The 14769-nt window shown below is 38.5% G+C and carries 10 protein-coding genes; 4 read left to right on the top strand and 6 right to left on the bottom strand.

The features are described from left to right. Window positions 1-18: 18 nt before the first annotated feature. Complete coding sequence (gene gyrB, locus J0L69_12380; GenBank protein ID MBN8693983.1) at window positions 19-1962, bottom strand: DNA topoisomerase (ATP-hydrolyzing) subunit B; 1944 nt, start codon at window positions 1960-1962, stop codon at window positions 19-21. A gap of 246 nt (window positions 1963-2208) precedes the next feature. Between gyrB and J0L69_12375 the strand changes: the two genes are divergently transcribed. From J0L69_12375 to J0L69_12360, 4 genes are read left to right on the top strand one after another with little or no spacing between them, the layout of a single operon-like run. Continuing rightward, the gene (locus tag J0L69_12375) at window positions 2209-2883 is read left to right on the top strand and encodes a hypothetical protein (protein MBN8693982.1); all 675 of its coding nucleotides are present in this window, start codon (window positions 2209-2211) and stop codon (window positions 2881-2883) included. Window positions 2884-2926: 43 nt separating this feature from the next. Continuing rightward, window positions 2927-3715, top strand: a complete 789-nt coding sequence (locus J0L69_12370; GenBank protein ID MBN8693981.1) for a TerC family protein — start codon at window positions 2927-2929, stop codon at window positions 3713-3715. A 40-nt stretch (window positions 3716-3755) separates the two neighbouring features. Beyond that, window positions 3756-5297, top strand: a complete 1542-nt coding sequence (locus tag J0L69_12365) for an acyl-CoA carboxylase subunit beta (GenBank protein ID MBN8693980.1) — start codon at window positions 3756-3758, stop codon at window positions 5295-5297. Between the two features lie 3 nt (window positions 5298-5300). Further along, window positions 5301-6059 (top strand): hypothetical protein, encoded by a 759-nt coding sequence (locus J0L69_12360; GenBank protein MBN8693979.1) that lies wholly within the window; start codon window positions 5301-5303, stop codon window positions 6057-6059. Between the two features lie 7 nt (window positions 6060-6066). On the opposite strand, the gene J0L69_12355 is transcribed toward J0L69_12360, so the two are convergent. From J0L69_12355 to J0L69_12335, 5 genes are all read right to left on the bottom strand, one after another. Further along, window positions 6067-6738, bottom strand: coding sequence for a hypothetical protein (locus tag J0L69_12355; GenBank protein MBN8693978.1), 672 nt, complete (start codon window positions 6736-6738; stop codon window positions 6067-6069). 105 nt (window positions 6739-6843) lie between these two features. Then, window positions 6844-10023 (bottom strand): gliding motility-associated C-terminal domain-containing protein, encoded by a 3180-nt coding sequence (locus tag J0L69_12350; GenBank protein ID MBN8693977.1) that lies wholly within the window; start codon window positions 10021-10023, stop codon window positions 6844-6846. Between the two features lie 8 nt (window positions 10024-10031). After that, entirely contained in the window at window positions 10032-13178 is a 3147-nt protein-coding gene (locus J0L69_12345; GenBank protein ID MBN8693976.1) for a gliding motility-associated C-terminal domain-containing protein, read from the bottom strand. Window positions 13179-13300: 122 nt separating this feature from the next. After that, window positions 13301-13954 carry an outer membrane lipoprotein carrier protein LolA gene (locus J0L69_12340; GenBank protein ID MBN8693975.1) on the bottom strand — a complete coding sequence of 218 codons (654 nt, stop codon included), beginning with the start codon at window positions 13952-13954 and terminating at the stop codon, window positions 13301-13303. A 142-nt stretch (window positions 13955-14096) separates the two neighbouring features. After that, window positions 14097-14726 carry a 50S ribosomal protein L25/general stress protein Ctc gene (locus J0L69_12335; protein MBN8693974.1) on the bottom strand — a complete coding sequence of 210 codons (630 nt, stop codon included), beginning with the start codon at window positions 14724-14726 and terminating at the stop codon, window positions 14097-14099. Between the last annotated feature and the right edge of the window lie 43 nt (window positions 14727-14769).

Genomic DNA, 14769 nt, shown 5'->3' with positions numbered 1-14769 from the left:
AGCATTTGCTCCCTTTTTTTACGCATCAATTTTAGCGTATTTAGCATTTTTCTCAATGAAATCTCTGCGAGGAGGAACTTCATCACCCATCAACATCGCAAAAATACGATCGGCCTCAGCAGCATTATCCACCGATACCTGACGTAATGTTCTTGATTCAGGATTTAAAGTTGTTTCCCATAATTGCTCAGCATTCATTTCTCCCAAACCTTTGTAACGTTGTACGTTCACGCTATCCGTTTTTTCGCCGCCCATTTCTTTGATGGCAATATCACGTTGATCTTCGTTCCAGCAGTAACGTTGGTCTTTTCCTTTCTTTACTAAATAAAGTGGAGGAGTGGCAATGTAAACATAACCACGCTCTACTAATTCTTTCATGTGACGGAAGAAGAAAGTTAAAATTAAAGTTGTAATGTGAGAACCATCAACGTCGGCATCACACATGATAATGATTTTGTGATAACGTAATTTTTCAATATTCAGAGCACGTTCATCTTCAGTAGTTCCGCGAAACACACCTAAAGCCGTGAAAATATTTTTAATCTCTTCGTTCTCGTAAATTTTATATTCTAAAGCTTTTTCTACGTTTAATATTTTTCCGCGTAAAGGTAAAATTGCCTGGAACTCACGGTTACGTCCTTGTTTCGCTGTTCCACCCGCAGAATCCCCCTCAACTAAAAATAACTCCGATAAATGCGGATCACCACTGGCGCAATCAGCTAATTTACCCGGCAGGCCGGAACCTGTCATAACGTTTTTACGTTGTACTAATTCACGGGCTTTACGGGCAGCATGGCGGGCAGTTGCAGCTAAAATAACTTTATCTACAATCATGCGCGCTTGTTTCGGATGCTCTTCCAAATAATTGGCCAACGCTTCGCTAATAGCCTGGTCAACGGCACCCATTACATCACTGTTTCCTAATTTTGTTTTGGTTTGACCTTCGAATTGAGGTTCGGCTACTTTTACCGAGATAACAGCTGTTAAGCCTTCGCGGAAGTCATCACCGCTGATTTCAAATTTTACTTTAGAAAGTAAACCATTCTTATCGGCATAATTTTTTAAGGTACGTGTTAACCCGCGACGGAATCCGGCTAAATGCGTTCCACCTTCGTGCGTGTTAATGTTGTTTACATAACTCTGAATGCTTTCACTGAAAGAGTTGTTATAAAGCATAGCAACCTCTACCGGTATACCACCTTTTTCTCCTTCAATATAAATAGGCTCTTCAATTAAATTTTCTTTTCCGCCATCCAGGTAGGTTACAAATTCCTTTAAACCACCTTCGCTTAAAAATTCTTCTTGAAAAGGCTGACCGTTTTCGTCTTTTTGACGGATGTCTTGTAAAACAATACGAATTCCTTTATTTAAATACGATAATTCGCGCATTCTGTTAGCCAGGGTAGTATAATTATACTCGCTAACCGTAAAGATGCTTAAATCGGGTTTAAACGTTTGAATGGTGCCTCTGTAAGTGGTATCTCCAACCACTTTGGCAGGATATAAGGGCTTACCGCAGCTAAATTCCTGAACGGTAATCTGACCATCGCGATGCACTTCGGTTTTCATGTGGGTTGAAAGCGCGTTTACGCAACTTACCCCAACACCGTGTAAACCACCCGAAACTTTATAGGTGTCTTTATCAAATTTACCACCGGCATGTAAAACGGTCATTACAACCTCAAGCGCACTAACACCCATTTTTGGGTGGATTCCTGTTGGAATACCGCGTCCGTCATCTTTTACCGTAATGGAATTGTCTTCATTAATAGAAACCGTAATGTTTTTACAGTGTCCTGCTAAAGCTTCGTCAATGGAGTTATCAACGACTTCATAAACTAAGTGATGTAAACCTTTTACGCCAATATCGCCAATATACATGGCCGGGCGCTTTCTTACTGCTTCTAAACCTTCGAGTACCTGTATATTATCGGCGCCGTAATTTTTTTGATCTGTAGGGATGCTTTCTGACATATTTTCTTCCAATTTTTTTCGTTTACAATATTCTTTAAATATACCGATTTTCACTCTTTTTTTAGGTGCTTTTTCGAGTGATTTTTACTAACAAATGTTGATAACATTTTCTTGTTTTTTTAACTATTCATAACATCAAAATTCAAAGCGGGTTTTGTCAAAAAAAATCACCAATTTTGTAACGAAAATCTCAGGATTTAAATACACATGTTTACTCACTAAAATCCAACTGTTATGAAAAAAGCACTCACATTAATTTTAGCCTTAAGTTTCAGCTTATCGACTTTGGCGGATAATGCTCCTCTGAAAAAATCATCATCTATCCAAACTAAAAAAAATGACGGCGGTGAAAAATGTTTTGATGAAGGCACTCATATCGTTAACCTCGGTTTTGGTTTTGGCCGTACTTATCATGCGGTTTATAAGGGCGCGGGATACAAATCAGGAAGCACGCCTGCCATTAGTTTAACTTACGAGCAAGCGTGGCCACAAAAATTAGGTCCGGGTTATTTGGGTGTTGGGGCTTACCTCGGACATCAATATTCATTTTTCCGTTATGATTATACCCGTTACAATGATAACAATGGCGCGTTTTCAACTTATTACTCAGATCATAAATGGAATTATTTTATGTTGGCGGCCCGTGCAGCTTATCACTGGGATGTTTTGAATTCAAAAAATGCTGAGGTGTATGGTGGAGTCATTGCAGGATTACGTTTTCAAATCCATAATTATTCAACTAACGATCCTGATAAAAAAGATCCTTACATTTATAATAACAGTTTCGTTTATCCTGCCTGGTCGGTTTTTGCCGGCGCACGATGGTATTTCAGTAAAAACGTAGGTTTATTTGCGGAAGTGGGTTATGGTGTTTCATACCTCACGGGAGGCTTTAGTTTTAAATTTTAATTTCAAAAGCCGATTTTTAATCGGCTTTTTTATTATCTGAATTATGGAAAATATTTTTACAACAGAGGCTTTGTTTAGTTTGATTCCTCTCGTATTAATGGAAGTTTTACTGGGAATTGATAACGTGATTTTTGTTTCCATTGTATTGAGTCGCCTTAATAAAGAACAGGCCAAATCGGCAGGTGTGGTGTGGATGTTTACGGGCATTGCCATGCGCTTGATTTTTTTATTTGTACTGGGTTACTTAATTAAAGGTGAATACGTTTTATTTACACTTTTTGATCATCCGGTTGAACTCAAAGACGTGATTATGTTGGCAGGCGGATTGTTTTTATTGGTAAATTCTACACTCGAAATTCATAATAAACTGGAAGGTGAAGATCCGGATGAAAAATTAAGAGAGGAAAAGAAAAAGCCGGCAACCTATAAAAGTATTGTAGTTCAAATTATTTTAATTGATATGGTATTTAGCATCGATGGTATTGTTACCGCCATCGGTATGGCAAATAGTTTTATCATAATGGTTGTTGCCGTGGTTATCAGTATGGCGGTGATGTTTTATTTTGCGCCTAAAATCTCGGCATTCATTCATAAACATCCAACCTTTAAAATTCTTGCGCTTTCATTTTTAGTTTTAATTGCTGTTTTATTGGTAGTGGAGGGTGTGCATGTTGAAACCATTCATGTTCCAAAAGGATATATCTATTTTGCGATGGCTTTTTCATTTACGGTGGAACTTCTAAACCTTCGTTTTAGAAAGGTGACTTCCAAGGCTGTTCAGTTGCGTTCTCCATCTTTAGATGAAAAAACAAACGAAACCAATCCTCAATAAATATTTAAATAGTACATTTATAAAGATTTTAAAATTTCATATGGACTCTAAAATAAACATACTCGAACAAAAGAAAGCTGAAGCCTTATTAGGTGGTGGTGAAAAGCGTATTGAATCACAACATAAAAAAGGAAAGTTAACCGCACGTGAACGTATTCATCTCTTAATGGATGAAGGTTCATTTGAAGAGATTGGAATGTTGGTGACTCATCGCAGTACCGATTTTGGTTTGGATAAGGAGCGTTATTTAGGCGATGGAGTTGTAACCGGTTATGGAAATATAAACGGACGATTAGTTTATGTTTTCTCTCAAGATTTTACAGTTTTCGGAGGTTCATTATCAGAAACACACGCCGAAAAAATTTGTAAAATTATGGATTTGGCGATGCAGAATGGCGCACCTGTAATTGGATTAAATGATAGTGGCGGTGCACGCATACAGGAAGGTGTAGTTTCGTTAGGCGGATACGCTGATATTTTTTACCGTAATGTTCGCGCCAGTGGCGTTATTCCACAATTATCTGCAATCATGGGCCCTTGTGCAGGTGGTGCGGTTTATTCTCCTGCTATTACCGATTTTATTTTAATGGTTGAAAATACCTCTTACATGTTTGTTACCGGTCCGAATGTTGTAAAAACTGTAACGCATGAAGAAGTAACCAGTGAAGAGTTAGGTGGAGCCATGACTCACGCTTCTAAGAGCGGTGTTACACATTTCGCTTGCGCGAATGAAGTAGAAGCCTTAAATCATATCAAACAATTATTAAGTTACGTACCACAAAATTGTGAAGAAGATGCGCCATCTGTTCCGTACGAAGCAGGAAACGAATTGCGTCCTGTGTTAAACACAATTATTCCCGATAATGCCAATCAGCCTTATGATATACGTGAAGTGATTGAGCAAGTTATTGATGCGGATAGTTTCTTGGAAGTACACAAAAATTTTGCTGAAAATATTGTTGTTGGATTCGCGCGTTTAGCCGGAAAAAGCATTGGTATTGTGGCCAATCAACCTGCAGTTTTAGCCGGTGTATTGGATATTCATTCGTCTACAAAAGCAGCACGTTTTGTGCGTTTCTGCGATAGTTTTAATATTCCTTTATTGGTGTTTGAAGATGTTCCTGGATTTTTACCGGGAACTGATCAGGAATGGAATGCTATCATTACGAATGGTGCTAAATTATTATACGCATTTAGTGAGGCAACTGTTCCTCGTATTACAGTTATTACGCGTAAGGCATATGGCGGAGCTTATGATGTGATGAACAGTAAGCATATTGGTGCGGATATGAATTACGCATGGCCAAGTGCTGAGATTGCAGTGATGGGAGCTAAAGGTGCTGCGGAAATTATTTTCAAAAACGAAATTGCCGCGGCAAAAGATAAAGATGCGAAATGGAAAGAGAAGGAAGCAGAGTATCAAACTATGTTTGCAAATCCATATCGTGCTGCTGAGCGTGGTTTTGTGGATGAGGTGATAAAGCCGGAAGAAACACGCATGAAATTGATTCGCGCATTTAAAATGCTCGAAAATAAAGTAGATAAATTACCGCAAAAAAAACACGGAAATATTCCTTTATAATAAATGGAGTCATCACACATGTTCTTAAATGCATTGGCCTATGTAGCATTCATTGCCGTATCAGGCCTTTCTTTATTAATATGTATGGTGTTTTTTATTGTTCGTATTTCACAAGACCATAAACAAAAATGGAATTGGCTAATTGCGGCAATTATTTCTGTTTTGCTTTTAATATTTTCAATTTTTCTTTTCACCAGAAAAGTAGTCAATACGGTTAAAAATATTGGTGAGAAGGTGGAGGAAACCATTCAGGAATCTGTAGATGAATTACAAAAAATGGATTCGTCTTATCAGTACAGTAAATTGGTGTCTAATCCAACCTTATTACGACTTAAAGAATTTCAGCACATCAATAATTCAGTTAATGCACCCGATGAGTTTTACGTTTATTTCGGATACATGAATTATTTCCGTATGCCATTAACTTATCCTTATTCTTTACATTGCAATGATGTTTTGGAGACGGCTGAATTATATAATGAAGCTAATGTGTCTGAATTCAATATCAATGATAATGGCGAGGTTTATACCGGTAAAAATTCAATTAATGCCATTGCTTTCGATAATGCGGCTTTAATTGCACAAATAAAAGACAGTACCTCAAAAAAAGAAAGCTACTTTATTTATTCTTTTGTGGAGGATAAACAAAGTAGCTCGATTAAAACTTTAAAGGAAGCTATTAAAACAGCGCGAAAGGATTTTAATTATCGCGGATACGATACCTTAATCACCGTTTACGAGTACAATCAATTATTTAAGTAAACAAACTTTACTGCACAATATTATACCTGATAAGTTTCCAATTTTGGTTACTATCATTAATTACTCTTTTAATAATTCCGATTTTTTTACTTAAATAATAATTAGCATTTGAATTGGCGTCGATACCACTTGTATTTATACTCCACTTTTGTACGTTGTAAAAAGTATTGGAATTAATAGTGATTGAATAAGTACTGCCAGCGAAGCTTGATACGCTTTGATTTAAATAAAGTGATTTAGATTTTTCTTCCGAAAAAACAAATGCCTCTCCATTAGGGTTACTGCTGCTTATTGTGGATACCCTCTGTCTTTTTACAGATGTTTTTGACATTCCATTGATATTTTGTTGTGATTGATCAATAGAGTTAGAATAGGAATATTTATCATAGGAACTAAACATTTCGCAGTTAAATCTGTAAAATGTCCCATAAAAGTACCACCCCAAATCTTTAGAAACATTATAAATGTCATCAACGGCTTTAGTAATATAAATGCTGTCAACCTTATTGCTTAAGCTGTCTTCCATAACCCAATAGGTTCCGGGTTTAAAGTAACAATAATCAAACAACTCATCGGGTCGTGGGTAATGATATTCATTTTGTACTACCTTGGTTTTGACGCAAGAAAGGGATAAAATGAAACTTGATAAAACAATTAAATATTTTGATGTTTTGAGCATAAACAATTGTATTATGCAATAATACATTTTAATGAAAACGACATCCAGAAACGATATTAAGTATTGTCCTTTAAATACCTTAATTATCTATTAAGGTACAATCAATTATTTAAGTAAAGTAACGTGGCCGGTGTAGTATTTCGCTTCACCAAACACATTTACTACTTTAATCTTCCAAACGTATGTATCGTCCTTGCAGTATTTACCATAATCAATTCCTCGGTGATATTTTCCGTCCCAGCCTTCTTCAAACACTTTTGTATTGAAAATGCGCTCACCCCAGCGATCAAAAATTTCTAATTCATAGTCTTTAATACCAAAACCCTTTGGTTGGAAGAAATCATTTAATCCGTCACCATTTGGCGTAAATGCATTTGGAATATAAATACCGAAGTCCTCACCAACCACAATTATTTTCGTGATGGTATCAACGCAACCTTTATCACTTTTCACAACCAATGTTATAGGATATGTTCCTGCCTCCGGATAATAGAAGGTTGGATGTTGCAAGTTAGAAGTGTTAGTTGCGTTACTATAGAAATACCAATTCCATGCAGTAATGCTGGCGCTGTGCGAAGCATCCGTAAAGGTTACTTCATCATGATTTACAATTGGTTTAATTGGCGCGAAATTAAAATCAGCAACCGGTATTGGATAAACATCTACTAAATATGCAGTGGTATTTGAGCAGCCGTTAATGTCGGTTACACCTGCAGTCACTGTAAATAATCCGGCGGCATTAAAACAATTTTCGTACGTATTTCCATTAGCTCCATTGCCTCCGTTCACCGACCAAACTACACTTTGTAATGCAGTTGAATTTTGCACGGTGAAAGTGGCGCATAATGGCGCGCAACCAAATGTGTTGTTAGCAATGATGCTAGGGTTTGGTAATGGATTTACTGTTACAGTGGTAACAGCAGTCGCAGGACAACCAATATTGTCAAATACAGTTACCGAGTAAGTTCCCGACATGTTTGACGTGGATGTATTAATTAATGGGTTTTGTGCTGCTGATGTAAAACCATTCGGACCAACCCAGCTATAAGTTAAACCTCCTGTTGCACTTAAGGCAAAGGATTGTCCTGTACAAACCGGAGAATTGTTATTTGCATTTGGAGTCGGTATTGGATTCACCACTACTACGGTGTTACTTGTACTGCTACAGTTATTAACGTCTGTTACAGTTACCGAATAAACACCCCCCATCGATGGATTTGCATTTGGTATAGAAGGGTTTTGTGAACTTGAAGTAAATCCACCCGGACCACTCCAATTATAAATTGTTCCTCCAGTTGCACCTAAATTAATTGTTTGGTTAGCACACACCGTTGATCCGGAAATTGAAATAGCTGGTAATGGATTTACAACTGCTGTTGTAGTCGTAAAATTAGTACAGCCATTCGCATCTGTTACAGTTAAAGTATAAGTACCACTATTTGTAACGGATGGTGCTAATATTCCCGGTGTTTGCGAATTTGAAACAAATCCCGAAGGTCCGCTCCAATTATAAAATACGCCGCCGCTTCCATTAAATGTTAATCCTACGCCTTCGCACACCGGTCCGTTATTACTTGCAGTTGGTAACGGAAGAGCGTTAATAGTAACCGAAGTAGTTGCAATTCCTGTACAGCTTCCAACAGTGGCTATCACTGTATAAACACCGGCTTCATTAATCGTTACAGCAGGAATGTTTGGGTTTTGTGTCATATTAATAAAACCGTTTGGTCCTGCCCATGCCCAGGTTGAGCCTGCGTTTACATTTAGTTGCAAATTAGCACCAACACATAATGGTCCGTTATTAGTTGCTACGGGAACCGGTAAAGGAATAACTGTAACAGTAGAGACAGAAGTATTTGTACAGCCGTTAGCAGCCATGCCAACCACCGTATAAGTTGTGGTAGTGTTAGGCGTAACGTTAATTACACTGGTTGTTGCGGCAGTACTCCATAAATAGGATACGGCGCCTGATGCAGTTAAGCTGGTGCTTTGTCCGAAACATATGTTTGTTCCGGAAGGTGTTGAAGAAACTGTAGGAGGCGTAGTGTCAGTAGGAACACTTAATGTTTGTGAACCTTGACAAGTATTTGTGGCGTTGGCCACTGCGACCGTGTAGGTTCCACCTTGATTGATTGCTACCGTTGCGGTTCCGTTTCCACTTGTAATACCGGGTCCGGTCCATGTATACGTATAACCCGGAGGCCCAGGATTTACGCTTAAAGATGCCGTAGGGCTGGCGCACGTTAGTGTGTTGGTTAATGAAATAGTAGGACTAATTACAGTACCGTTGGAAACTACAGTGGCAGTTACCACAGTTGATGCAACCGGACAAACTGTTTTTGAAATTGTACAACTATAAACACCCGGAGCAGTTCCTATTGCAACAGACGCGTTAGTTGGTCCTGTTAATCCCGGACCTGTCCAGCTATATGAGTTAACCGGAGTAAGATTGGTATTGGCTGTTAATGTTACTGAAGTTGTGGAACAACCTAACGTACCGGTTACCACGGCATTTGCAGTGTAAGAGGTAACTAGAGCCCCGGTAGGACATGAAGCATAATCACCACCACCCATCTGACCTGCAACTCCCGCGACATTGGTAAAGCTGATGGTTGAGCCCGTTATATTACCTGAAAAGAATCCATTCGAATTATGAACAAAAACCTGGTTGCCTATAATTGCAAAACCTCCACCTGCAGAAGTACTAGGCATACCTGTCATATTATAAGTAGCAACAACAGATCCTGTTGGACTGTACATGGTTAATGCTTGTGGATTTGTTGTTTTTAAAATATAGAAATTACAGTTAGCGTCTGTTACAATATCGTACGGACCGCCACCGCTGAATCCGGTTAATGTAGTTAACAAAGTACCTGGACCCGTACCGTTGTAAACCCAAACCTGACCACTAGATCCCACTAAACTATACAAATAACAACCACAACCACCTAAGTTAACTGCGGCTGTATTGCCAATGGCATGACCTGTGTTTACCCAGGTTGTACCGTTCCACCAAGCAACGTTACCACTGATGATGGTATAAAAAGTTGGATTTGGAGTTGCTGCATTTAAATTAGGCATAAGCGCTAAACCACCACCACCTGTTGTTACAGGAGTATTAGAAGGATTGGTTGCACTTATTGGCAATGCAGGATTGTAAACCTTCACCGGACTTGTATGAAGATACACAAGATTGCTTGGGCAACTTGGATAATATTGTCCGAATATTACATTTACAATAGCAACAAATGCAATCGTTAATGTTTTTTTTAAGTTATTCATCATCGCTGTATTTATTTAATTAATGTTACGTGTCCTTTTAATTCCTTCGATTCGCCTTTTACATTGGTGAGCGTAATTCGCCAAACATAAACGCCATCCGGACAATAAGTGCCATAATCAATTCCTCTATGACGTTTTCCATCCCAACCATTTTCAAACTCTTTACTAACAAAAATTCTTTCTCCCCATCTGTCAAAAATTTCTAATTGATATTTTTTTATTCCAAAACCTTTTGGTTGGAAGAAATCGTTTAATCCGTCCTTGTTTGGAGTAAAAGCATTTGGTACATAAATTCCGTAATCTTCTCCCACTACAATTGTTTTAATAATGGTATCGCTGCAACCAATGTTGTTTTTCACTACCAATACAACCTCATAACTTCCTGCTTCAGTGAAAGTGAATTCAGGATGCTGTTGTGTGGAAGTATATTGTGCAGTGTTCATAAAATACCAATTCCAGGCAGTAATTGTTCCGGTATGAGAAGCATCCGTGAATTTTACAGTTCCGTCAGTGTTTACTGTTGGATAATAAGGCGCGTAGTTAAAATCAGCAATAGGTTTTGGTACTATATTAATTGCATAGGTTGAGGTATTAATACATCCTGCATTATCAACAGCCTGCGCTGTAATTAAATAATTGCCGGCCTGCGAATAACAAAAATCAACAGTATTACCGCTGGCACTCTGTCCTCCTCCCGAATTCCAATTTACACTTTGAACCCCGCTTGATGTTTGTGCTGAGAACTGTGTACAAACAGGCGCGCATCCATTGATGTTTTGAGACGTAATTGAGATAGATGGGATAGGATTTACGACCACTGTTATTGCGGTAGAAGATGAACAACCAATCGCGTCACTAACGGTGAGCATATAGCTGCCACTCATGCCTGCACTGGTTGCAACTAATGTTGGATTTTGAGCAGAAGATGAAAATCCATTAGGACCACTCCACGAATAATTAACGCCACCACTGCCATTTAAACTTAAAATTGAATTTACACAGATAGGGCTATTGCTGTTTGCAATAGGAGTGGGCTCCGGATTAATCAATACGGTTGCCATTCCGGTATTTACGCATGAGTTAGCATTTGTTACAGTAACATTATAAACTCCCGCCATGTTTGTTTGAGCGTTTGTAACACTAGGGTTTTGTAAGTTAGAAGTAAATCCATTTGGTCCGCTCCAATTATATGTTACTCCGCCATTGGCACTCAAGTTCATGGTTTGATTCACACAAATGGATGATCCTGTTGCGCTAACCACAGGAAGTGAATTTACTACATAAGCATGTGTAGTGCTATTACTGCAATTGTTAGCATCGGTTACTGTTAACGTAAATGTTCCGTTATGAATCATGGATGCGGATGCAATACTAGGATTTTGCGCGTTTGAATTGAAGCTTCCGGGCCCAACCCATAAATAACTTGTTCCACCACTTCCTGTAAAATTAATTGTTTGTCCTTCACAAACCGGACTATTGCTTATTATAGTAGGTGATGGCAATGGATTAACAGTTAATGATGTTGTAGTCGAAGCTGAACAACTTCCTGCACCAACCATCAAGGTATACACACCTGCCGCAAGGGAGTTAACGTTAGTAAGCGATGGGTTTTGATTCGTGCTGCTAAAACCATTCGGGCCGGTCCATGTATACGTGATACTTCCTCCTCCGGTTAGATTGAGTGTTGCGCCATCACATAATGGTCCGTTATTGGCTGCAACCGGATTTGGTAAAGGGAAAATTGTAACGGATGTAGTAGCAATAGCTGTACAAGTTCCACCGCTACTCATAAATATGGTATACGTTCCACTGGCGTTGGTGGTAACGTTTGTAATGGTTGGGTTTTGTAAATTGGAACTGAATCCGTTCGGTCCGGTCCATGTATAATTTAACGCGGCTCCTACAGTTAAACTGAGTGTATTGCCGGCGCATATCGGAGAATTACTTCCGGGAATGGCAACTGCAGCTCCATTTACATTAATATTTGTTGTTGCGGTTCCTAAACATCCCGGACCACCCGGACTACCTGTGACTGTATAAATAGTTGTTGCGGCGGGAGTGAAGGTAACCGAAGAACCTGTTATATTTCCGGGCTGCCATGTGTATGACGTACCCCCGCTAACCGTTAGAGTGGCAGGTGTACCTTGACAAACCGTTGCTGAATTAACAGTTAGTGTAGGGCTAGGCACAACCGATACAGTTACGGCGCTTGTATAAGAGCTATTTACTCCTGTACAACTTGTAATATTCATTGTTGCCGTGTAATTTGTAGTTGTAGCAGGACACACGTTAGCCGTTAATCCTGTTCCAACATTTCCACTTGGTCCTGCCCAATTGACGGTATATGATTGCGGACCTGTGGGGACGAATCGCCAGGCTTCGTTAATGGCGGTCCATTGAGCTGGTGAGTTTCTTCCTGCAGGAAATGTTGCTAAAGTTCCATTAACATTTTGTACACCTATAATTCCTCGCCCTGAATTCCAACCAGGACATGCTGTGCTGTTTTGAATAAATACATCAATGTAATTGCTGGTTTCATGCAATACTAATTGAAATGTAGAGTTAGGAATACCTGAGCAAGAGCCGGGATTACTAAACATAGGAACGTTGTTCCACGAAATAACAAAAGAACGACAAGGAGCCGTTCCGTATGTTGCGAAATAAATATTACCGCTTGAAGTTGGATCGATATCACGAAAGGCAGCGCAAATTGTATTTCCGGGCATATCAACTAAGCTGGGAATAGGAGTAGTAATGGACCAACCGTTAGTTTGATTAGCCACACCTAAACTGAAAGTAAGTTGTCCGTTAGAACCAACAACACCTTGTGTGAATGTATTACCGTAGTAACAAAAGGGAAAACCTAAATTTAAGACGCTACTCCAAATATCATCCTGGTTCGCAATAATGGATGTTCCATTGGTAAATGAAAACGGCGCGTATGGAATTGTGGTGACTGAGTAACTTGTAGTTTGGTTAACGGGAACAACACTCGCCGATAAATTAGCACATTGTCCTTGACAAATGGTGGTGCTAGGACCTGTACCAAATTGTGCGTTAATGGAAGGGCAGAACGGCGCGCCTTGTCCAAACGCTAGGTTTGCCGCGAATTGCAAAAACAAAGCTAATGCGATTCTTAAATAACGGAAAATGTGCATAGGATAAAGATACTCATCCGATATGCAAAATGCCTCTTTTTAAATAAATTAGATTAACAATTAACTCATTATAAGTTCCATTTCGCCAAAATCTAATTGTTTAGACGATATAACCTTTAAAATCAATCCCTCTCGTCGATGATTTGATCTGGCTTAAAAGCTTTGGTATCGAACACGAATAGCGCATCAGCTAGCTCCAGATTAGGTTTGAAAGTCTTAATTTCATACAACTGAGAGCCACCGTCTTTCATCAGCATTTTTAATTGAACAACTTGTTTTTTTGCTTTGTCGATGTATATTTTGATTGTGTGAAATTTCTTCTTTTCAGGCTTAACAGTAGGATAAAGATCGATGACATTACACATGGTGGCTCCAATTTTTTCTTCTTTGTCAAATTTGTATTTATAACCTGTTTCGTATAAGGTGAAAATTTTGCTCGGATTCAATTGTTCATCATTATTAACCTCAAAGTTTTTAATGGTTACTTCACCGGCATCTTTATTGTGAGTCCAGATAGTTTTGCCATCGCAAACAATATTGCTTCCCGGAATTTCCAACTTGAATTTTTGACCTTTGACCTGAACTTTTCCGGTTTGTTTTTCAACCTGTTTTTTATCCTTATTGAAGATGGTAAAAGCATAATCAGCACTAATGGTTTTATAGGCCTTTGTGACCTTACTTAAATCATCTAATATTGTTTTAGCTTTTGGGTCTTGATCTTGAGCAAATACATTGAAAGTGCATGCGCAAAGAAGTATATAAAGTAAATGTTTCATAATCTAATGATGGCAAATGTAGTACCAAAAAACCCGTTAAAATCACAAAAACCTTAAAAAATGCTAACTATCATTATTTAATTAAGTGATTTTAACAAAAAACCCCGACCAAAGCCGGGGTTTATAATTAAGGATGATAAAATTATTTTTTAGCTGGAGCAGCAGTTGTTGCAGCCGGAGTTGTAGTTGTTGCAGCCGGAGTTGAGGTAGTAGTTTCTTCCGCAGCCACGTTACGTGTTGTTTGAACACTTACAACTGAAATATTACTTGGGTGTAAAATAGTTACTCCATCAATTTTAATATCGCCAACAGAAATTGATTTACCAATTCCTAATGTTTCGATGTTTAACTCGATACGCTCAGGTAATTTATTAACCAAACCTTTTACTTTTAATTTACGCATTTTAACTGTTAACTTACCACCTTCTTTTACACCTTGTGATTGTCCAACCGTTTTAACCGGAATTTGTACAGTTACAGGTTTTCCATCTATTACTTGAAGGAAATCAGCATGGATAAGTTTATCGTTGATTTTATGGAATTGTGCTTCTTGTAATACAGCTAAAAAGTTTTTACCGTCAACTGTAATGTTTACTAAGTTGGTATCCGGTGTATAAATAATGTTTTTAAATGCTCTTTCATCAGCATAAAAGTGGATTTGTTCGTTACCACCATAAATTACACATGGAACCTGACCTTTCGCCCTTAAAGAGGCCGCATCTGTTTTCCCTACGCTCGCACGTGGCGAACCGCTCAATGATACTGTTTTCATTTTTGTTTTTTGTGCAACTAATAAAGATCCCGCTTACTTTATT

The sequence above is a fragment of the Bacteroidota bacterium genome (assembly GCA_017303905.1).
Lineage (GTDB): Bacteria > Bacteroidota > Bacteroidia > B-17B0 > Aurantibacillaceae > JAHEYG01.
This window is presented reverse-complemented; position numbering and strand designations above follow the sequence as displayed.

Bases quoted from the DNA above. Each gene is read 5' to 3' on its own strand.
- J0L69_12355 (MBN8693978.1), bottom strand. From the start codon at position 6,738: ATGCTCAAAACATCAAAATATTTAATTGTTTTATCAAGTTTCATTTTA.
- J0L69_12340 (MBN8693975.1), bottom strand. From the start codon at position 13,954: ATGAAACATTTACTTTATATACTTCTTTGCGCATGCACTTTCAATGTA.
- J0L69_12375 (MBN8693982.1), top strand. From the start codon at position 2,209: ATGAAAAAAGCACTCACATTAATTTTAGCCTTAAGTTTCAGCTTATCG.
- J0L69_12370 (MBN8693981.1), top strand. From the start codon at position 2,927: ATGGAAAATATTTTTACAACAGAGGCTTTGTTTAGTTTGATTCCTCTC.
- J0L69_12360 (MBN8693979.1), top strand. From the start codon at position 5,301: ATGGAGTCATCACACATGTTCTTAAATGCATTGGCCTATGTAGCATTC.
- J0L69_12335 (MBN8693974.1), bottom strand. From the start codon at position 14,726: ATGAAAACAGTATCATTGAGCGGTTCGCCACGTGCGAGCGTAGGGAAA.
- J0L69_12365 (MBN8693980.1), top strand. From the start codon at position 3,756: ATGGACTCTAAAATAAACATACTCGAACAAAAGAAAGCTGAAGCCTTA.
- J0L69_12345 (MBN8693976.1), bottom strand. From the start codon at position 13,178: ATGCACATTTTCCGTTATTTAAGAATCGCATTAGCTTTGTTTTTGCAA.
- J0L69_12350 (MBN8693977.1), bottom strand. From the start codon at position 10,023: ATGATGAATAACTTAAAAAAAACATTAACGATTGCATTTGTTGCTATT.